The following is an 18,559-nucleotide window of genomic DNA, read 5'->3' on the forward strand; positions in this document are numbered from 1 at the left end:
CCACCCTGCGGGCTTTCCTCCGCCCCCCCGCCGCGCCATAGGGGCCCCGGAAGAGCAGCGCGCTCCTGCGCGCAGAAGCAACTCCAACAGCAACAGCCAAAGCCAAAGCCAAAGCCAAAGCCAAAGCCAAAGCCAAAGCCAAAGCCAAAGCCAAAGCCAAAGCCAAAGCCAAAGCCAAAGCCAAAGCCAAAGCGCCGCGCCCGCACGACGCTCTGCGGTTGCTTCTGGCGCGCACGATGCGCGCCTGCTTTTCCGGGGCCCCTCGGCGGCGGTGAGCCGTGGACGAAGAGGCCGCGCAGCGGGCGAGCCCATGGATGGGCTCGCCTTTTCGCGCGGGCAGGAGCCCGCTCGAAAAGCCCGGCCACGGCTCACGGACTTTCCGCCCATGGAAGGGCGGAAAGCACCGCCGCGGGGTGTCGTTTCCTCTTGGTTACTTCTCCTTTGGACAAGCAAAGGAGAAGTAACTCGGGCGCCGACAGGCGCTCGAAACCGCTTTGAAACTTGCGACACCCCGAAGAGCAAAAGCCCCTCTCCCCCAACCCCTCTCCTCGCTCCCCAAAGCCGGCGCCATCCATGGCGCCTCTCCGCGTGCCCGCAAGCGGGCGAGGGGAGCAACAGGTGGGCGTCATGCTGAGCGTCGTCTGGATCGCCGCCGCCGCCCTGCTGTGGCTGGGCCTGCTGTTCGCCGTCGCGCTCTACGGCGAACGCCACGCGCAGGCGTTCAACAAGCGCTGGGCCATCGTCTACGGCCTCTCGCTGGCCATCCACTGCACCTCGTGGACGTTCTACGGCACCGTCACGCAGGCCAGCCGCTCGGGCTGGTGGCTGCCCCCCACCTTCGTGGGCGCCATCCTCATCTATCTGTTCGCGGCAGGCTGGCTGCAGCGCCTGGTGCAACTGGCGCGCGAATGCAACGCCAGCTCGCTGGCCGACCTGATCGCCGCAAGGCTGGGGCGACACTCCGGACTGGCGGCCGTGGTCACCGCGGTGATGCTGCTCGGCATGGTCCCGTACATCGCGCTGCAGCTGAAGGCGGTGGCGATGAGCTACGGCGTGCTCAGTCGCGGGCACTATGCGGGAACGCCGGCCTGGCAGGACAGCGCGCTCTACGTGGGCCTGGCGATGGCCCTGTTCACGATGCTGTTCGGCACGCGCCGCGCCGCGGCCACCGAACACAACCGCGGGCTGGTGCTGGCGGTGGCATTCGAATCGCTGTTCAAGCTCGGCGCGATGCTGGCGCTGGGCTCGCTGCTGTTCACCGCGGTGCCGGCGACCGCGGCGATCGGCACGCCGCCGCCGGTGGATCGCGACGGCTTCCCCGCGCTGATCCTGCTCGGCGCGCTGGCGATGTTCACCATGCCGCACCAGTTCCATGCCGGCGTGGTGGAATGCCGCGACGGCGGCCACGTGCGCACCGCGCGCTGGCTGTTCCCGCTGTACCTGCTGCTGATCGCGTTGCCGATCCTGCCGCTGGCGCGGCTGGGCGACAGCTGGCTGCGTCCGGTGGGCGTGCCGTCGGATCTCTACGTGCTGGTGCTGCCGCTGGCGCAGGGCGAGCACGGCCTGGCGCTCACGGCGTTCCTGGGTGGACTCAGCGCGGCGACCAGCATGGTGGTGGTGAGCACGCTCACCCTTAGCCTGATGGTGAGCAACCATTTCGTGGCGCCGCTGCTGGTGCGCGCGGGCTGGGGGCGCGGGCGGCAGGGCGATTTGCGCGGCGCGGTGCTGATGCAGCGGCGGCTGGCGATCCTCGCCATCGTGCTGCTGGCCTGGGGCTACAGCCGCGTGCTGGCGCGCAGCGACGCGCTGGCCGACATCGGCGCGATCTCGTTCTCGGCGCTGGCGGGGCTGGCGCCGGCCGCGCTGGCGGCGGTGTACCGGCCACAGGTCGGCGCGCGCGCGGTGGGCGGCGGGCTGCTGGTGGGCACGCTGGTATGGCTGTATGCCTTGCTGCCGGCGTTGTTCGCGCCGCAGCCGGCCTGGGTGCTGGCTGGCCCGTTCGGCGTGGCGTGGCTGGCGCCCGCCCACCTGCTCGGACTGGACGACTGGAGTCGCCTGGCGCGCGCGGTGGCGCTGAGCCTCGCGGCGAACGTGGCGGTGATGTGGCTGGTGGCGCGCTCGCGCTTCGCGCACGCGGCGCCGGCGCCTGGCGGTGGCGTGCTGCTGGTGGAACTGCGCGCGCTGGCGCAGCGTTTCCTGCCGGCGCTGCGCGTGCACGAGCTGTTCCGCGACGCGCCGGACCGCGTGCTGGCCGATGCCCCGCGCATCGCCGCGGTGGAGCATGAGCTGGCCGCGGTGATCGGCGCCGCGTCCGCGCGCCTGCTGCTGGACGTGATGCGCCACCAGGGGCCGCAGGACCTGGACGCGGTGGCCGCCATCGTGGGCGAGGCCGCGCAGGACCTGCGCTTCAACCAGCGCGTGCTGGCCGCGGCCCTGACCAGCATGAGCCAGGGCATCTGCGTGGTGGACGCGCAGTTGTGCGTGGTGGCGTGGAATCGTCCCTACGAGGAATTGTTCGCCTATCCGCCCGGCCTGCTCGAAGTGGGGCGTCCGGTGGCCGAGCTGGTGCGCCACAACCTCGCCGCCGGCCTGGCCGGCGGCGGCGAGGTCGATGCCGACGTGCGCCGTCGCCTGGCGCACATGGAGGCCGGTTCGCTGCACCATTCGGAGCGGCAATTCCCGAACGGCGTGGCGGTGGAGATCCGCGGCAGCCCGATGCCCGGCGGCGGCTACGTCGCCACCTATACCGACGTCACCGCGTTCCGCAACGCCGAGCGCGCGTTGAAGCGCATCAACGAGACGCTGGAGCAGCGCGTGGCCGAGCGCACGCAGGCACTGGCACTTGCCAGCGACGCCGCGCAGCGGGCGAACGAGGCGAAGACGCACTTCCTCGCCGCGGTCAGCCACGACCTGCTGCAGCCGCTGCACGCCGCGCAGCTGTTCTCGCATGCGCTGCAGGTGCGCCTCGCCGGCGACGAAGCCGCCGCCACCGCGCGGCACCTGGACGGTGCGCTGGCCGCCACCGAAAGCCTGCTCGCCGGCCTGCTCGACATCGCCAAGCTGGAGGGCGGCCGCTTCAACGTATGCCCGCGCGACTTCGCGCTGGCCGAGGTGCTCGATCCGCTGGCCGCCGAGTTCCGCGCGCTGGCCGAGGAGCGCGGCATCCGCCTGCGCGTGGTGGGCACCCGCGGCTGGGCGCATTCGGATCCGCAACTGCTGCGCCGCGTGCTGCAGAACTTCCTCGCCAATGCGTTGCGCTACACCGAGCAGGGCCGCGTGCTGCTGGGTTGCCGCCGCGCGGAAGGGCAGTGGCGCATCGAGGTGTGGGACAGCGGCCCGGGCATAGACGAAGGCGAGCAGCGCCTGATCTTCGAGCAGTTCCGCCGCGGCAGCGCGGCCAGCGGACAAGGCCTGGGCCTGGGGCTGGCGATCGCCGAGCGCATGGCCGGCCTGCTCGGGCACCGCCTGTCGCTGCGCTCATGGCCGGGCCGGGGCAGCGTGTTCGCGGTGGGATTGCCGAGCGCCGCCACCGGCCGCACGGTGCGCCCGCCGGCCGCGGCACCGGCGCGGAAGCTTCCGCAGGGCCGCGCGCTGGTGCTGGACAACGAACCGGCAGCCCTGACGGCGATGGGCGTGTTGCTGGCGAGCTGGCAATGGCAGGTGCACGAGGCGCGCACGCCGGCGCAGGCGGAACAGGCGCCATGGACGCCGGACCTGCTGGTGCTCGACTACCACCTCGACGGCGGCCTCACCGGGCTGGATGCCCTGGCCCGGTTGCGCGTGCGTTTCGGCGTGCTGCCTACGGTGGTGCTGACCGCCGACCGCGACGCGGCGCTGCGCCAGCGCCTGCTCGAAGCCGGCGTCAGCGTGCTGTACAAGCCGCTCAAGCCGCTGGCGCTGCGGCAGTTGATCCAGCACCACATGGCGGCGCGTGCGGCGGCTTCGGTGTGACGCGCGTAGGAGTGCACCCTGCGTGCGATTGCCTCATGCTCCGATCGAAGCGAAAGGCCATCGCGCACAGGGTGAGCTCCTACGCGGACACGCCACAAATGCGCTTCAGTCGACGCGCGCGGGATCGGCCAGGTCCAGCGTGCGCAGCAGCATGCTGGCCTGGGTGCGGTTGCGCACGCCCAGCTTCTCGAAGATCGCGGTGACGTGGGCCTTCACCGTGCGCTCCTGGATCGCCAGCCGGTCGGCGATCTGCTTGTTGAGCAGGCCCTCGGCGAGCAGGCCGAGCACGCGGTACTGCTGCGCGGTGAGCCGCGACAGGCGCGCGGCGAGGTCGCTGTCGTTCGGGTCGGAGGGCAGGGCGGCCACGCTCTCGCCCAGGTGCGGCGGCACCCATTCGCCGCAGTCGAGCACGGTGCGGATCGCGCTGGTGATCTCGCCGGGGCTGGCGCTCTTGGAGATGAAGCCGGCGGCGCCGTGGTCCAGCACGCGCCGCACCACCCGCGGTTCGTCGTGCGCGGACACCACCATCACCGCCACCGCGGGGAATTGCCCGCGCAGCGTGGCCAGGCCGGACAGGCCGCGGCTGCCGGGCATGTGCAGGTCGAGCAGCACGAGGTCGGTGTCCGGCTCCGCGCCCAGCGCATCGAGCGTGCCCGGCAGGTCGCATGCCTCGCCGATGCTGCCGTCGTCCAGCGCGGCCAGCGCGGCCTGGTGCAGCGCGGCGCGGAACAGCGGATGGTCGTCGGCGATCAGCAGGCGTGGCATGTCGTCGAGGTTAGCGGCATGGCGCGGCGGACGCATCGGACTTTCGTCCCATGGCCGGCGCGCGGCGGCGCGCTATCGTGCGGAGATGCCACCCATCGCCCGCCTGTCCTGCCTCGCCGTCGCCGCGCTCGCGCTGGCGGCATGCGTCGCGGCGCCAGCGCCCAGGAGCAACGCCATGACGCCTTCCTTCGTGGTCAGCCCGATCCAGGCGACCGTGCATCGCGGCGGCGACGACCTGCTCAGCGCCGGGCTCGGCCTTGCCGGCCTGCGCGGCACGCCGTCGGCGTATGCCGATCCGCTGCACCCCACTTCCACCGAGCTGCGACGGCGCGCGATCCAGGCCAGTTGGAAAGGCATCGCCGACCTCGGTCCGCTGGGTGGCTACGGCAGCGTGTACGGCGCGGTGCCCGACGTGCCCGGCCGCGAATACACGGCGTTCGCGCGCATCCCCGGTGCGCACTCGCCGCACCGCGTGCTGCTGCAGGCGCCCGACCACTTCGACCGCGCGGCGCGCTGCCTGGTGGTCACGGCCTCGTCCGGTTCGCGCGGCGTCTACGGCGCCATCGCGCTGGCCGGCGCGTGGGGCCTGCCGAAGGGCTGCGCGGTGGCCTACACCGACAAGGGCACCGGCGCGGGTTATTTCGATACCGCCGACGGCAGCGGCGTGGCGCTGGACGGCACGCGTGCAAAGGCCGGGCAGGCCGAACTGGAATTCGCGCCCGCCGATGCCACCGCCGATACAGGCATCGCGGTGAAGCATGCGCATTCGGGCGATAACCCGGAGGCCGACTGGGGGCGCGATGTGTTGCAGGCGGCGCGCTTCGGCCTGGCGATGCTGGATCGCGCCTATCCCGACGCGGCGCCGTTCACGCCGCGGAACACGCGGATCATCGCCACCGGCCTGTCCAACGGCGGCGGCGCGGTGCTGCAGGCGGCGGGACTGGACGACGATGGCCTGCTCGCCGGTGTGGTGGCGCTGGAGCCCAACGTGCACGTGGCTGGCCATGGCCGTGCGCTGTACGACTATGTCACCGAGGCCGCGCTGCTGATGCCGTGCGCGCTGGCCGACGCGCGCTTCGCCGACGCGCCGTTCGCCCGCGCCGGCGGCGCGTTGCCGCCGGCCTTCCTCGCGCGTTGCGCCAGCCTGCATGCCGCCGGCGTGCTGCAGGCGGACGCGCCTGGCAGCCAGGCGGCCGAGGCCCTGCGGAAACTGCACGACAGCGGCTGGCGCGACGAGGCCATCGCCACCGGCGCCAGCACCACGGCGTTCGACGTATGGCGCGCGGTGGCGGCAGGATACGCCTCGGCCTACCTGCGCCGCGGCGTGGGCCACATGCCCTGCGGCTACAGCTATCGGGCGATGGACGATGCCGGCGCGGCGACGCGTGCGTCGTGGTGGGCGGATGCCTCCGGCATACCGCCGGGCAATGGCGTGGCACTGGCCGGCGGCACCGATGGCTCGGCCGATCCCACGCTGCCGGGCCTGCGCTGCCTGCGCGACTTGTGGACGGGCGATGGCGCCGATGCCGGCGCGCTGCATGCCGCGGTGGCGGCGCTGGCGGCACGCCTGCCGCGCGATGATCTCCCGGTGTGGGTGGTGCATGGCGCCGCCGACGGGTTGCTGCCGACGGCGTTCACCTCGGAACCCTACGTGGCATGGTTGCGGGCCGCCGGACGCCATCCGCTGTACTGGAAGGTGCCGGCGGCGCAGCATTTCGACGCCTTCCTCGCCTTGCCCGGCTTCGGCGACCGCCACGTGCCCCTGCTGCCTTACGGCTACGCGGCGCTCGACCGGCTCTGGGCGCACCTGCAGGCGGGCACCCCGTGGCCAACGGCCGTGCCGACGCCGGCCGCGCGCCCGCGTGGCGCCGCCGCGCTGAAGCGCGGGGCGCTCGACCTGCCGCAATAACGGCGGCAGGCGTTATCCTTGGCAGCCCACGCGCGCTCGACCAGGCGCGCCCAGCCAACACGAAGGATTACCCATGGCCATCCAAGTCACCCTGCACACCAACCGCGGCCCGATCCGCCTGAACCTGCACGACGACAGGGCGCCGCTGACCGTGGCGAACTTCGTGAACCTGGCCAAGCGCGGCTACTACGACGGCCTGTCGTTCCATCGCGTGATCGCCGACTTCATGATCCAGGGCGGTTGCCCGGAAGGCAGCGGCCGCGGCGGCCCTGGCTACAAGTTCGAGGACGAGTTCCATCCCTCGCTGCGCCACGACAAGCCGGGCGTGCTCTCCATGGCCAACGCCGGCCCGCGCACCAACGGCAGCCAGTTCTTCATCACCCATGGCGCCACGCCGTGGCTGGACGGCAAGCACAGCGTGTTCGGCGAAGTGGTGGACGCGAACGACCAGCAGGTGGTCGATGCGATCCGCCAGAACGACGTCATCGAGAAGGTCACGCTGGAAGGCGACGTGGATGCGCTGCTCGTCGCCAAGGGCGACCGCGTGAAGGAATGGAACGAGACGCTGGACGCACGCGGCTGACCGTTGCGCGTGGGCGGTTGCCGGGGCGCCCGCGTTCCTGCTCCATGGCGACATGGAGCCTTGCCCCGGCTCTTCGTCAAACCCCCAATGAAAGGAGATCGGCGATGTCCCTACTCGACAGTTTGAGCGGCTTGCTTGGCGGTGGCCAGGGTGAAGCGGACGGCGCATCGTCGCTGGTCAACGTGGCCGGCCAGCTGATCCAGCAGGCCGGCGGCGTGCAGGGCCTGGCCAATACCCTGCAGCAGCATGGCCTCGGCGACGCGGTGCAGTCGTGGATCGGCAACGGCGCGAACCAGGCGGTGTCGTCCGAGCAACTGGGGCAGGCGCTGCAGAACGGCGGCCTCGGCTCGGTGGTGCAGGAGGCGGCGGGCAAGCTGGGCGTGGACCCGGGCCAGTTGGTCGGCCAGTTGTCGCAGGTGTTGCCGCACGCGGTGGATCACCTCACGCCCGACGGCCAGGCGCCGGCCGGCGGTGGCGGCTTCGATCTCTCGATGCTGGGCGGCCTGGCCGAGAAGCTGCTCGCGGCACGCGGTGGGTGAGGGTGGGGTCATTCCTGATCGGATTTTCCAGATAAAAAAAGCGCGGCAGGGCAACCTGCCGCGCTTTTTGCTTTTGCGGGATGCTCAGACGCTGACGAAGCGCAGCAGGTAGACCAGGATGCACGCGCCGACGATCGACATCAGGAAGCCGGCGGTGTGGAACTTCGAACCGGGCGCCGGCTTGCTGAACAGCGTGGCGATGAAGCCGCCGATGATCGACCCCACGATGCCCACCACGGTGGTCATGATGAAGCCGTAGTGTTCGGCACCGGGCACGATCCAGCGTGCGATCACGCCCACGATGAAGCCGACGATGATGGACCAGATGATATGGAACATGCGCATTTACCCCTCGGGCTGGCTGAATCTTCGGGTGGAAAGACCAACATGCTGTCCACCGCCGGTTCGTCTGGCGGTGCCCGCATCATGCCAGCAGTGCCGGGAGAGGGCGATAGGAGGAATTCCCGCCGCAAGCGATTGACGCGCCGCCGCATGCTAAAATCCGCCGGTTCGCCGCCTCGAATCCGACGATCCCCTCCCCACGATCCAGAGGAAGCCATGCCCCAGCTTGCCCAGCGTGTCGGCCGCGCCAAACCCAGCGCGATCATGGTCATCGCCAGCAAGGCGAAGCAGCTCAAGGCCGAAGGCCGCGACATCATCAGCTTCTCCATCGGCGTACCGAACTTCCTGCCCGGCGAGCACGTGTACGCCGCGGCGCGCGAGGCGCTGAAGCACGACAGCGGCCAGTACGGCAGCAACCGCGGTGCGGACGCGCTGCTGGATGCCTTCCTCAGGCACATCGAGGCGCTGGGCTTCAGCGGCTACGGCCACGCCAACCTGTCGGTTGGCATCGGCGCCAAGCAGGTGCTGTACAACCTGGCCGAGGCCTTGCTGGACGAGGGCGACGAGATCGCCTTCGCCGCGCCGTACTGGACCACCTACCACGACATCGCCGACATCGTGGGCGCGAAGGCCAACGTGCTGCCTTGCGGCCCCGCGCAGAACTACAAGCTCACCCCGGCGCAGCTCGACGCCGCGCTGGCGCGCAAGCCCAGGGTGTTCCTGTTCAACAACCCGTCCAACCCCACGGGCATGGTCTATACGCGCGAGGAAATCGCCGCGCTGGCCGAGGTGCTGGCGAAGCATCCGGATACCTGGATCATCACCGACGACATCTACAACTCGATGGTGTTCGACGGCATCGGCTACCACAACTTCGTGTTCGCCCGGCCGGAACTGAAGGACCGCCTGGTGTTCGTCGACTCGGTGTCGAAGACCTATGGCATGCCGGGCTGGCGCGTGGGTTTCATCGCCGGCCCGGAGAACGTGGCCAAGGCGGTGACCACGCTCAATTCCAACCACATCACCAGCGTGCCGGAAGTGATCACCGCGGCTGCGGTGGCGGCGCTCACCGGCCCGCAGGACATCCCGCAGGCCAAGTGCGCCGAGTTCGCCAGGCGCCGCGACGTCGTGGTGGACGGGCTCAACGCGATCCCGGGCGTCAGCTGCCCGCGGCCGCAGGGCGCGTTCTACGCGTTCCCCGACATTTCCGTCGCGTTCGGCAAGAGCCACAAGGGCACCGCGATTTCCAACGACGTGGAGTTCTGCGCCGCGCTGCTGGAAGCCAAGGGCGTGGCCTGCGTGCCCGGCTCGGCGTTCGGCGAGCCGCGCGGCATGCGCATTTCCTACACGTGCCCGTTCGAGCAGTTGCAGCCCGGCATCCAACGCATCCAGGAGTTCTTTGCCGAACTCGCCTGAAACCAACACCTGTAGGAGCGCACCCTGTGCGCGAAATGCTTTTGCTTTGATCAAGCATTCGAGCCATCGCGCACAGGCTGGGCTCCTACCTGATCCTGCCCGTCGAAGGAGTTCCATCATGAAAGCCCCCGTTCGAGTTGCCGTTACCGGCGCCGCTGGCCAGATCGGCTACGCCTTGTTGTTCCGCATCGCCGCCGGCGACATGCTCGGCCCCGACCAGCCAGTGATCCTGCACCTGCTGGAAATCACCCCGGCGCTGCCCGCGCTGCAGGGCGTGGTGATGGAACTCAACGACTGCGCGTTCCCGACCCTGGCCGGCGTGGTCGCCACCGACGACGTCAACGTGGCCTTCAAGGACGTGGACTACGCGTTGCTGGTCGGCGCCCGTCCGCGCGGCCCGGGCATGGAGCGCAAGGACCTGCTGGAAGCCAACGGCGCGATCTTCGGCCCGCAGGGCAAGGCGCTGAACGACCACGCCAAGCGCGACGTGAAGGTGCTGGTGGTCGGCAACCCGGCCAACACCAATGCGCTGATCGCCCAGCAGAACGCGCCCAGCCTGGATCCGAAGTGCTTCACCGCGATGGTCCGCCTGGACCACAACCGCGCGCTGTCGCAGCTCGCCGAGAAGACCGGCAAGCACACCACCGACATCCGCAAGGTCACCATCTGGGGCAACCACAGCTCCACCCAGTACCCCGACCTGCACCACGCCACCGTGGACGGCAAGCCGGCGCTGTCGCTGGTCGACCAGGCCTGGTACGAGAGCGACTTCATCCCCACCGTGCAGCAGCGCGGCGCGGCGATCATCAAGGCGCGCGGCGCCTCGTCGGCCGCTTCCGCCGCCTCCGCCGCGATCGACCACATGCGCACCTGGGCGCAGGGTACGGCCGAGGGCGACTGGGTCTCGATGGGCATCCCGTCCGACGGTTCCTACGGCATCGCGCCGGGCGTGATCTTCGGCTACCCGGTGACGGTGAAGGACGGCAAGTACGCCATCGTGCAGGGCCTGGCGATCAACGCGTTCTCGCAGTCGCGCATCGACGCCACCAACAAGGAACTGCGCGAGGAGCGCGCGGGCGTCGAGCACCTGTTCGCCAAGTAAGCAGGCACGCATGTGCGACGGCAAGGGGCGGCTTCGGCTGCCCCTTGCTCGTTTCGGGGACATGAGGATTTCCCGCACGCCTGCGACCAACGTCGCGCTGCCGTAGCGGCAACGCCGGGACTAGGCTTGATCCGGTTCGGTGCGGGAGGCGGGCATGGATTACGAGTCGTTCTACCGGCAATCGGTCGAGCAGCCGGAGTTGTTCTGGGCCGAGCAGGCGCGGCGCATCCATTGGGAGACGCCGCCGCGGCAGATCCTCGACCAGTCGAAGCCGCCGTTCCGCCGCTGGTTCGTGGGCGGCACCACCAACCTCTGCTACAACGCGGTGGATCGCCATCTCGCCGGGCGCGCGGAGCAGCCGGCGCTGGTGGCGGTATCCAGCGAGACCGGGATCACGCGCGAGTTCAGCTATCGCGAGCTGTACCGCGAAGTGAACGCCTTCGCCGCGGTGCTGCAGTCGCTGGACGTGGAACGCGGCGACCGCGTGGTGATCTACCTGCCGAACATCGCCGAGGCGGTGTTCGCGATGCTGGCCTGCACGCGCATCGGCGCGGTCCACTCGGTGGTGTTCGGCGGTTTCGCGGCGCACAACCTCGCGTTGCGCATCGACGACGCGCAACCGAAGTTGCTGGTCTGCGCCGACGCGGGCATGCGCGCGGGCAAGGTGATTCCGTACAAGCCGCTGGTGGACGCGGCATTGAACGAAGCCTCGGCGCCGCCGCCGCACGTGCTCGTCGTGGATCGGGGGCTGGATCCACAGATGAACCGTGTGCCCGGCCGCGACGTGGATTACGCCGAACTGCGTGCCAAGCACGAAAATGCCGAAGTGCCGGTGGCCTGGCTGGAATCGAACGAGCCCAGCTACCTGCTCTACACCTCGGGCACCACCGGCAAGCCCAAGGGCGTGCAGCGCGACACCGGTGGCTATGCGGTGGCGATGGCCATGTCGATACGCTGCATCTTCGACATCGCGCCGGGGCAGGTGATGTTCTCCACTTCCGACGTGGGTTGGGCGGTGGGGCATTCCTACAACGTCTACGGTCCGCTGATCGGCGGCGCCACCTCGCTGCTCTACGAAGGCCTGCCCACGCGGCCGGACCCGGGCGTGTGGTGGGGGTTGTGCGAAAAGTACGGCGTGCGCAGCATGTTCTCCTCGCCCACCGCGATCCGCGTGCTGAAGAAGCAGGACGCGAGCTGGCTGCATTCGCACGACCTGTCGAAGCTGCAGTGGCTGTTCCTCGCCGGCGAGCCGCTGGACGAACCCACCGCGCAATGGATCCACGCGGAACTGGGCGTGCCGGTGATCGACAACTACTGGCAGACCGAAACCGGCTGGCCCGCGATCACGCTGATGCCGGGCCTGGACATGAAACCCGCCAGGCTCGGTTCGCCCGGCCTGCCGGCGCCCGGCTACCGGATGAAGGTGATCGACGAGAACAGCGGCCGCGAGGTGCCGCCGGGCGCCAAGGGCGTGCTGGTGCTGGAACCGCCGTTGCCGCCCGGTTGCCTCAGCACTATCTGGCGCGACGACGACCGCTACGTGCACAGCTACTTCAGCCATTTCCGCGAGCTGGTCTACAGCTCGCTGGACTGGGCGATCCGCGATGCCGACGGCTATACCTTCATCCTCGGCCGCACCGACGACGTGATCAACGTGGCGGGGCACCGCCTGGGCACGCGCGAGATCGAGGAGTCCGTGGCCGGCCATCCGGCGGTGGCCGAGGCGGCGGTGATCGGCGTGCGCGACGAGTTGAAGGGCCAGGTGCCGGTGGTGTTCGCCACGTTGAAGCAGGCGGCGGGCGAGGGCGCCGCCGAAGTGGCGCGCGGCATGCAGCAGTGCGTGGTGGACCAGCTCGGCAGCGTGGCGAAGCCGGCGCGGGTGTACGTAGTCAATGCGCTGCCCAAGACGCGCTCGGGCAAGTTGCTGCGCCGTTCATTGCAGGCGCTGGCCGAGCAACGCGATCCGGGCGATCTGTCCACGCTGGACGATCCGGCGGCGCTGGAGGAGATCCGCAAGGCGCTGGAGCGCGGGCCCGAAGCCTGACGCTCCTCTCCCTCCGGGACCTGATTAGCGTCGAGTCTCAGCGGCAAGTTGATTTGCTCCTCCCCCTGCTTGCAGGGGGAGGCTGGGAGGGGGTGAAACCTTGCGAAGGACTCTCATGGTTTGCCTCGCATGAGCCTGCCCCCACCCCAGCCCTCCCCTGCATGCAGGGGAGGGAGACAGAACATGGCACGACTGAGACTCGACGCTGATCAGGCCTCCGGGAGAGGGGCAGGGGGTGAGGGTCCGGGCGGAGCGCAATCTTTCGTCCTGGCCGAACCATCACCCCAACCCCGCTCCCGGAGCGAGAGGGGCTTCATCAAGCGCGTCAGGCTGCGGCGGTTTCGGTAGCCGGCACCGAGCTGCGGATCAGGTGGTCGAACGCGCCCAGCGCAGCCGTGGAACCGGCGCCCATCGCGATCACGATCTGCTTGTACGGCACCGTGGTGGCGTCGCCGGCGGCGAACACGCCAGGCAGCGAGGTCTGGCCGCGGGCGTCGATCACGATCTCGCCGCGCGGGCTGAGTTCCAGCGTGCCCCTCAGCCACTCGGTGTTCGGCAGCAGGCCGATCTGCACGAAGATGCCTTCCAGCGAGAGGCTGTGCATGCTGCCGTCGTTGCGGTCCTTGTAGACCAGGCCGCTGACCTTCTGGCCGTCGCCCAGCACCTCGGTGCTCTGCGCGCTGACGATCACTTCCACGTTCGGCAGGCTGCGCAGCTTGCGCTGCAGCACCTCGTCGGCGCGCAGCTTGCCGTCGAATTCGACCAGGGTGACGTGGGCGACGATGCCGGCGAGGTCGATCGCCGCCTCCACGCCGGAGTTGCCGCCGCCGATCACCGCCACGCGCTTGCCCTTGAACAGCGGGCCGTCACAGTGCGGGCAGTAGGCCACGCCCTTGTTGCGGTATTCGTCCTCGCCGGGCACGCCCATCTGCCGCCAGCGCGCGCCGGTGGAGAGCACCACCGACTTCGCCTTCAGGCTGGCGCCGTTTTCGAGTTCGATCTCGACCAGGCCGCTGGCGGATGCATCGGCCGGGACCAGCTTCGTGGCGCGCTGCAGGTTCATGATGTCCACGTCGTAGTTGCGCACGTGCTGTTCCAGCGCCGCGCCCAGCTTGGGGCCTTCGGTGTAGTCGACCGAAATGAAGTTCTCGATCGCCATGGTGTCCAGCACCTGGCCGCCGAAGCGCTCGGCGGCAATACCGGTGCGGATGCCCTTGCGCGCGGCATAGATCGCCGCGGCGGCACCGGCCGGGCCGCCGCCCACGATCAGCATGTCGAAGGCTTTCTTGGCCTTGATCGCTGCCGCGGCGTGCGCGGTGGCGCCGGTGTCGAGCCTGGCCACGATCTGCTCCAGGCTCATGCGGCCCTGGTCGAAGACTTCGCCGTTCAGGTACACCGTGGGCACCGACATGACCTGGCGGCGCTCCACTTCGTCCTGGTACAGCGCGCCGTCGATGGCGACGTGGTGGATGTTGGGGTTCAGCACGCTCATCAGGTTGAGCGCCTGCACCACGTCCGGGCAGTTCTGGCAGGACAGCGAGAAGTAGGTCTCGAAGTGGAACTCGCCTTCCAGGTTCTGCACCTGCGCGATGGTTTCCGCGGCCGCCTTTGAGGGATGGCCGCCCACCTGCAGCAGCGCCAGCACCAGCGAAGTGAATTCGTGGCCCAGCGGGATGCCGGCGAAGCGCACGCCGATGTCGGTGCCCAGGCGGTTGATCGCAAACGAGGGCTTGCGCGCCTCGCTGTCGTCGCGGCGCAGGGAGATCTTGTCGCTCATCGCGGCGATCTCGGCCAGCAGCTCTTCCAGTTCGCGCGATTTCGCGCCGTCTTCCAGCGCGGCGACCAGTTCGATGGGCTGGGTGAGTCTTTCCAGGTAGCCCTTCAGCTGGGCCTTGATGGCTTCGTCGAGCATGGCGAACACTCCTGCATGGATGCGGGAAATCGAATCGGGAAGGAACGCTTGTGGAAGCGGCCTGCGTCAGCGGGGAGGGGACGGCAGGCGGGGAGCGATGCCGGGCGCAAGCCGCTGGCACAAGCATCCTGGGGAGGGTGGAACCGGGCGGCCTGCGCCCGGTTCCGGTACGGCGTGTTGCGGTGTCGCGATCAGATCTTGCCGACCAGGTCCAGCGAGGGGGCCAGGGTCTTCTCGCCTTCCTTCCACTTGGCCGGGCACACTTCGCCCGGGTGGCTGGCGACGTACTGCGCGGCCTTCACCTTGCGCAGCAGCTCCTTGGCGTCGCGGCCGATGCCGCCGGCGGTGATCTCGACGATCTGGATCTTGCCCTGCGGGTCGATCACGAAGGTGCCGCGGTCGGCCAGGCCGGCGTCCTCGATCAGCACCTCGAAGTTGCGCGAGATGATGTGGGTGGGATCGCCCACCATGGTGTAGCCGATCTTCTTCACCGCGTCGGAGGTGTCGTGCCAGGCCTTGTGCGAGAAGTGGGTGTCGGTCGAGACGCTGTAGATCTCCACGCCCAGCTTCTGGAACTCGGCGTAGTTGTCGGCGAGGTCTTCCAGCTCGGTCGGGCAGACGAAGGTGAAGTCGGCCGGGTAGAAGAACACCACGGACCACTTGTTCCTGAGGTCGGCCTCGGTCACTTCGATGAACTTGCCGGCCTTGAGCGCCTGCGCCTTGAACGGCTTCACTTCGGTATTGATCAAAGACATTTCGTGGTCTCCGTTGCGGGTGGTTGGGTGAGGCGATGGGGTCCATTCTAGGCTGCTGGCATGATTCGTCCAATTGATTGTTGGCATCGACATCATCGTTCGTGACTATCACTGGCGCCGCGAATCGCTGTGCTGCAGCAAGAGCGCATGGGGCGCGTGGGCTAAAATAGGCGTTTTGACGGAGGCCACATGACTCAATCAGCCACCGCCGGCGCCCGCTTCCGCGCCGCGCTTGCCGCCGAATCCCCGCTGCAGGTGATCGGCGCGATCACCGCCTATGCCGGCCTGATGGCCAGGCGCGTGGGCTACCAGGCGCTCTATCTCTCCGGCGGCGGCGTGGCCGCCAATTCGCTGGGCATGCCCGACCTCGGCATCTCCACCATGGAAGACGTGCTCACCGATGCGCGCCGCATCGTGGACGCCACCGGCCTGCCGCTGCTGGTGGACATCGACACCGGCTGGGGCGGCGCCTTCAACATCGCGCGCACCGTCCGCAACTTCGAGCGCATCGGCGTGGCCGCGGTGCACATCGAGGACCAGGTCGGCCAGAAGCGCTGCGGCCATCGCCCCGGCAAGGAAGTGGTGCCGAAGGAGGAGATGGTCGATCGCGTGAAGGCTGCGGTGGATGCGAAGACCGACGCGGGTTTCGTGGTGATGGCGCGCACCGACGCCGCCGCGGTGGAAGGCATCGATGCGGCGATCGACCGCGCCTGCGCCTACGTCGAGGCCGGCGCCGACATGATCTTCCCCGAGGCGATGAAGACGCTGGACGACTACCGCCGGTTCAAGGCGGCGGTGAAGGTGCCGATCCTCGCCAACCTCACCGAATTCGGCTCCACGCCGTTCTTCAGCACCGAGGAGCTCAGGAGCGCCAACGTGGACATCGCGCTGTACTGCTGCGGCGCCTACCGCGCCATGAACAAGGCGGCGCTTAACTTCTACGAGACGGTGCGCCGCGAGGGCACCCAGAAGCACATCATCGACACCCTGCAGACGCGCGAGGAGCTGTACGACTTCCTGGGCTACCACGCCTACGAGGACAAGCTCGACGCGCTGTTCAACAAGCAAGGCTGACGCCGGTCTCTTGTAGGAGCGCACCCTGTGCGCGAATGCCCTTTTGCTCCGATCGAAGCGGCAGGCAATCGCGCACAGGGTGCGCTCCTACGGAGGCATGTCGTTCCACCGTTTCGCAATCCCTGCATCACAGGAGACACCCGATGAGCGAGCAAGTCCTTCCCAAGGCCAAGAAGTCCGTGGCGCTGTCCGGCGTGGCCGCCGGCAATACCGCGCTGTGCACGGTGGGCCGCAGCGGCAACGACCTGCATTACCGCGGCTACGACATCCATGACCTGGCCGCCAAGGGCTGCTTCGAGGAAGTGGCGCACCTGCTGGTCTACGGCGTGCTGCCGAACTGGACCGAGCTGCAGAACTACAAGGCCAAGCTCAAGCGCCTGCGCGGCCTGCCGGCGCCGGTGAAGGCCGCGCTGGAACTGCTGCCCGCCGCCACCCACCCGATGGACGTGATGCGCACCGGCTGCTCGGTGCTGGGCACCGTGCTGCCGGAGAAGGACGACCACAACGTCACCGGCGCGCGCGACATCGCCGACCGCCTGATGGCCAGCTTCGGCTCGATGCTGCTGTACTGGTACCACTTCAGCCACAACGGCAAGCGCGTCGAGACGCAGACGGACGACGACTCCATCGCCGCGCACTTCCTGCACGTGCTGCACGGCAAGGCGCCCAGCGAGCTGCACGCGAACGCGCTGGACAAGTCGCTGGTGCTGTACGCCGAGCACGAGTTCAACGCGAGCACTTTCACCGCTCGCGTGATCGCCGGCACCGGCTCGGACATGTACTCGGCCATCACCGGCGCGATCGGCGCGCTGCGCGGCCCCAAGCACGGCGGCGCGAACGAGGTGGCGATGGAGATCATCGCGCGCTACCGCAACGCCGGCGATGCCGAGGCCGACATCCGCGCCCGCGTCGAGCGCAAGGAGATCGTGATCGGCTTCGGCCATCCGGTGTACACGGTGTCCGACCCGCGCAACGTGATCATCAAGGAGATCTCGCGCAAGCTCTGCGCCGAGGGCGGCAACCCGACCCTGTTCGACGTCTCCGAGCGCATCGAGAAGGTGATGTGGGAGATCAAGAAGATGTTCCCCAACCTCGACTGGTACTCGGCCAGCGCCTACCACATGATGGGCGTGCCCACCGCGATGTTCACGCCGCTGTTCGTGATCGCGCGCACCTCGGGCTGGAGCGCGCACGTGATCGAGCAGCGTGAGGACGGCAAGATCATCCGTCCCAGCGCCAACTACACCGGCCCGGAAGACCTGGCCTACGTGGCCATCGACAAGCGCTGAAGCGCAATACATGGGCAATGTGGAAAGGGAGCCGGTCGGCTCCCTTTTCGTTGCGCGTGGATCAGCTGTCCGCCGCCTGCCGGCGCCGCGCCAGCCAGCTCCCGCCGCAGACGAGCGCAGCCAGCGCGATTTCCAGCAGATGGCTTGTCCGTGGATGCGCGGCGAACCAGCCGTGCAGCAGGTGGTCGTGCGAGACCATGCGGCCGGCCGTCCACGCGATGGCGGCCGCGCCCAGATAGATGATGGCGGGGAAGCGCCCGACCAGCTTGAGGATCAGGGTCGAACCCCACACCACCAGTGGCACGCTGATCAGCAGGCCGCAGGCGAGCAGCGGCAGGTTGCCGTGCGAGGCCCCGGCGATCGCCAGCACATTGTCCACGCCCATCAACGTGTCGGCGACGACGATGGTGCGCAATGCCGACCAGAAGCCGGCGGCGGCGGAGACCTCGTGCGGTGAATCGTCCTGCCTGAGCAGCTTCCAGGCGATGGGCAGCAACAGCACGCCGCCGAGCAGCATCAGCCCCGGCAGCCGCAGCAGCCAGATCACCACGGCGCTGAGCGCGATGCGCACCGCCACGGCACCGACCGTGCCCCAGAGCACGGCACGCCTTTGCAGCGTTCCCGGCAGGTTGCGCGCGGCCAGTGCGATCACGATGGCGTTGTCGCCGGCCAGCACCAGGTCGAGCAGGACGACGGCCATCAGGCCGGAGAGGAATTCGGTGGGTGCCATGCGTGGGTTCCTGCGCGTAGGACGAATGCAGTGACGACGGACACGCGCGGCCCGTCATGACTGCAAAAGTCTCGTTCGCGGCAGGACCGCTGCAGTGACCGGGGCGGTGCTCCGCCCGTGATGACGACCACTGCAAGGACACCGGGTG

14 protein-coding genes are annotated in these 18,559 nt (G+C 69.1%); 9 read left to right on the forward strand and 5 right to left on the reverse strand.

Annotated elements, in window-relative coordinates; translation table 11 throughout:
- Positions 1-627 precede the first annotated feature (627 nt).
- A complete protein-coding gene (locus tag IHE47_RS06990; RefSeq protein ID WP_192105159.1) occupies positions 628-3,951 on the forward strand; it encodes a PAS-domain containing protein in 3,324 nt (1,107 codons plus the stop codon).
- Between the two features lie 105 nt (positions 3,952-4,056).
- Here the strand turns inward: IHE47_RS06990 and IHE47_RS06995 are convergent, their stop codons facing one another.
- A complete protein-coding gene (locus IHE47_RS06995) occupies positions 4,057-4,716 on the reverse strand; it encodes a response regulator transcription factor (protein WP_192105212.1) in 660 nt (219 codons plus the stop codon).
- An 85-nt stretch (positions 4,717-4,801) separates the two neighbouring features.
- Between IHE47_RS06995 and IHE47_RS07000 the strand changes: the two genes are divergently transcribed.
- The 3 genes from IHE47_RS07000 (at position 4,802) to IHE47_RS07010 (ending at position 7,747) form a co-directional block, all read left to right on the forward strand.
- Complete coding sequence (locus IHE47_RS07000; RefSeq protein WP_192105160.1) at positions 4,802-6,625, forward strand: 3-hydroxybutyrate oligomer hydrolase family protein; 1,824 nt, start codon at positions 4,802-4,804, stop codon at positions 6,623-6,625.
- Between the two features lie 73 nt (positions 6,626-6,698).
- The gene (locus IHE47_RS07005; protein WP_192105161.1) at positions 6,699-7,208 is read left to right on the forward strand and encodes a peptidylprolyl isomerase; all 510 of its coding nucleotides are present in this window, start codon (positions 6,699-6,701) and stop codon (positions 7,206-7,208) included.
- Between the two features lie 104 nt (positions 7,209-7,312).
- On the forward strand, positions 7,313-7,747 hold the full coding sequence (locus IHE47_RS07010; protein WP_225561680.1) for a YidB family protein: 435 nt from the start codon (positions 7,313-7,315) through the stop codon (positions 7,745-7,747).
- Positions 7,748-7,831: 84 nt separating this feature from the next.
- Here the strand turns inward: IHE47_RS07010 and IHE47_RS07015 are convergent, their stop codons facing one another.
- A complete protein-coding gene (locus IHE47_RS07015) occupies positions 7,832-8,086 on the reverse strand; it encodes a GlsB/YeaQ/YmgE family stress response membrane protein (protein ID WP_192105163.1) in 255 nt (84 codons plus the stop codon).
- Between the two features lie 219 nt (positions 8,087-8,305).
- On the opposite strand from IHE47_RS07015, the gene IHE47_RS07020 reads away from it, so the two are divergent.
- The 3 genes from IHE47_RS07020 (at position 8,306) to prpE (ending at position 12,651) form a co-directional block, all read left to right on the forward strand.
- Positions 8,306-9,505 carry a pyridoxal phosphate-dependent aminotransferase gene (locus IHE47_RS07020; protein WP_192105164.1) on the forward strand — a complete coding sequence of 400 codons (1,200 nt, stop codon included), beginning with the start codon at positions 8,306-8,308 and terminating at the stop codon, positions 9,503-9,505.
- Between the two features lie 118 nt (positions 9,506-9,623).
- Positions 9,624-10,607: a malate dehydrogenase gene (locus IHE47_RS07025; protein WP_225561681.1), complete on the forward strand. Its 984-nt coding sequence runs from the start codon at positions 9,624-9,626 to the stop codon at positions 10,605-10,607.
- Between the two features lie 154 nt (positions 10,608-10,761).
- A complete protein-coding gene (gene prpE / locus IHE47_RS07030; protein WP_192105165.1) occupies positions 10,762-12,651 on the forward strand; it encodes a propionate--CoA ligase in 1,890 nt (629 codons plus the stop codon).
- Between the two features lie 325 nt (positions 12,652-12,976).
- On the opposite strand, the gene ahpF is transcribed toward prpE, so the two are convergent.
- Both ahpF and ahpC read right to left on the reverse strand, forming a co-directional pair.
- Positions 12,977-14,563 (reverse strand): alkyl hydroperoxide reductase subunit F, encoded by a 1,587-nt coding sequence (gene ahpF / locus IHE47_RS07035; RefSeq protein ID WP_192105166.1) that lies wholly within the window; start codon positions 14,561-14,563, stop codon positions 12,977-12,979.
- A 191-nt stretch (positions 14,564-14,754) separates the two neighbouring features.
- Positions 14,755-15,318: an alkyl hydroperoxide reductase subunit C gene (ahpC, locus tag IHE47_RS07040; RefSeq protein ID WP_192105167.1), complete on the reverse strand. Its 564-nt coding sequence runs from the start codon at positions 15,316-15,318 to the stop codon at positions 14,755-14,757.
- A gap of 189 nt (positions 15,319-15,507) precedes the next feature.
- Here ahpC and prpB point away from each other — a divergent pair, with 189 nt between their 5' ends.
- Positions 15,508-16,392, forward strand: coding sequence for a methylisocitrate lyase (gene prpB, locus IHE47_RS07045; RefSeq protein WP_192105168.1), 885 nt, complete (start codon positions 15,508-15,510; stop codon positions 16,390-16,392).
- Between the two features lie 143 nt (positions 16,393-16,535).
- Entirely contained in the window at positions 16,536-17,681 is a 1,146-nt protein-coding gene (gene prpC / locus IHE47_RS07050) for a 2-methylcitrate synthase (RefSeq protein ID WP_192105169.1), read from the forward strand.
- 61 nt (positions 17,682-17,742) lie between these two features.
- Here the strand turns inward: prpC and IHE47_RS07055 are convergent, their stop codons facing one another.
- Positions 17,743-18,411, reverse strand: coding sequence for a TerC family protein (locus IHE47_RS07055; RefSeq protein WP_192105170.1), 669 nt, complete (start codon positions 18,409-18,411; stop codon positions 17,743-17,745).
- Positions 18,412-18,559: the final 148 nt, after the last annotated feature.

It is taken from the genome of Rhodanobacter sp. DHB23 (assembly GCF_014842975.1).
Taxonomy (GTDB): Bacteria; Pseudomonadota; Gammaproteobacteria; order Xanthomonadales; family Rhodanobacteraceae; genus Rhodanobacter_A.

Coding starts and splice junctions, on each gene's coding strand:
- prpE (WP_192105165.1), top strand. CDS start 10,762: ATGGATTACGAGTCGTTCTACCGGCAATCGGTCGAGCAGCCGGAGTTG.
- IHE47_RS06995 (WP_192105212.1), bottom strand. CDS start 4,716: ATGCCACGCCTGCTGATCGCCGACGACCATCCGCTGTTCCGCGCCGCG.
- prpB (WP_192105168.1), top strand. CDS start 15,508: ATGACTCAATCAGCCACCGCCGGCGCCCGCTTCCGCGCCGCGCTTGCC.
- prpC (WP_192105169.1), top strand. CDS start 16,536: ATGAGCGAGCAAGTCCTTCCCAAGGCCAAGAAGTCCGTGGCGCTGTCC.
- IHE47_RS07000 (WP_192105160.1), top strand. CDS start 4,802: ATGCCACCCATCGCCCGCCTGTCCTGCCTCGCCGTCGCCGCGCTCGCG.
- IHE47_RS07025 (WP_225561681.1), top strand. CDS start 9,624: ATGAAAGCCCCCGTTCGAGTTGCCGTTACCGGCGCCGCTGGCCAGATC.
- IHE47_RS07015 (WP_192105163.1), bottom strand. CDS start 8,086: ATGTTCCATATCATCTGGTCCATCATCGTCGGCTTCATCGTGGGCGTG.
- IHE47_RS07020 (WP_192105164.1), top strand. CDS start 8,306: ATGCCCCAGCTTGCCCAGCGTGTCGGCCGCGCCAAACCCAGCGCGATC.
- IHE47_RS07010 (WP_225561680.1), top strand. CDS start 7,313: ATGTCCCTACTCGACAGTTTGAGCGGCTTGCTTGGCGGTGGCCAGGGT.
- ahpC (WP_192105167.1), bottom strand. CDS start 15,318: ATGTCTTTGATCAATACCGAAGTGAAGCCGTTCAAGGCGCAGGCGCTC.
- ahpF (WP_192105166.1), bottom strand. CDS start 14,563: ATGCTCGACGAAGCCATCAAGGCCCAGCTGAAGGGCTACCTGGAAAGA.
- IHE47_RS07055 (WP_192105170.1), bottom strand. CDS start 18,411: ATGGCACCCACCGAATTCCTCTCCGGCCTGATGGCCGTCGTCCTGCTC.
- IHE47_RS07005 (WP_192105161.1), top strand. CDS start 6,699: ATGGCCATCCAAGTCACCCTGCACACCAACCGCGGCCCGATCCGCCTG.
- IHE47_RS06990 (WP_192105159.1), top strand. CDS start 628: ATGCTGAGCGTCGTCTGGATCGCCGCCGCCGCCCTGCTGTGGCTGGGC.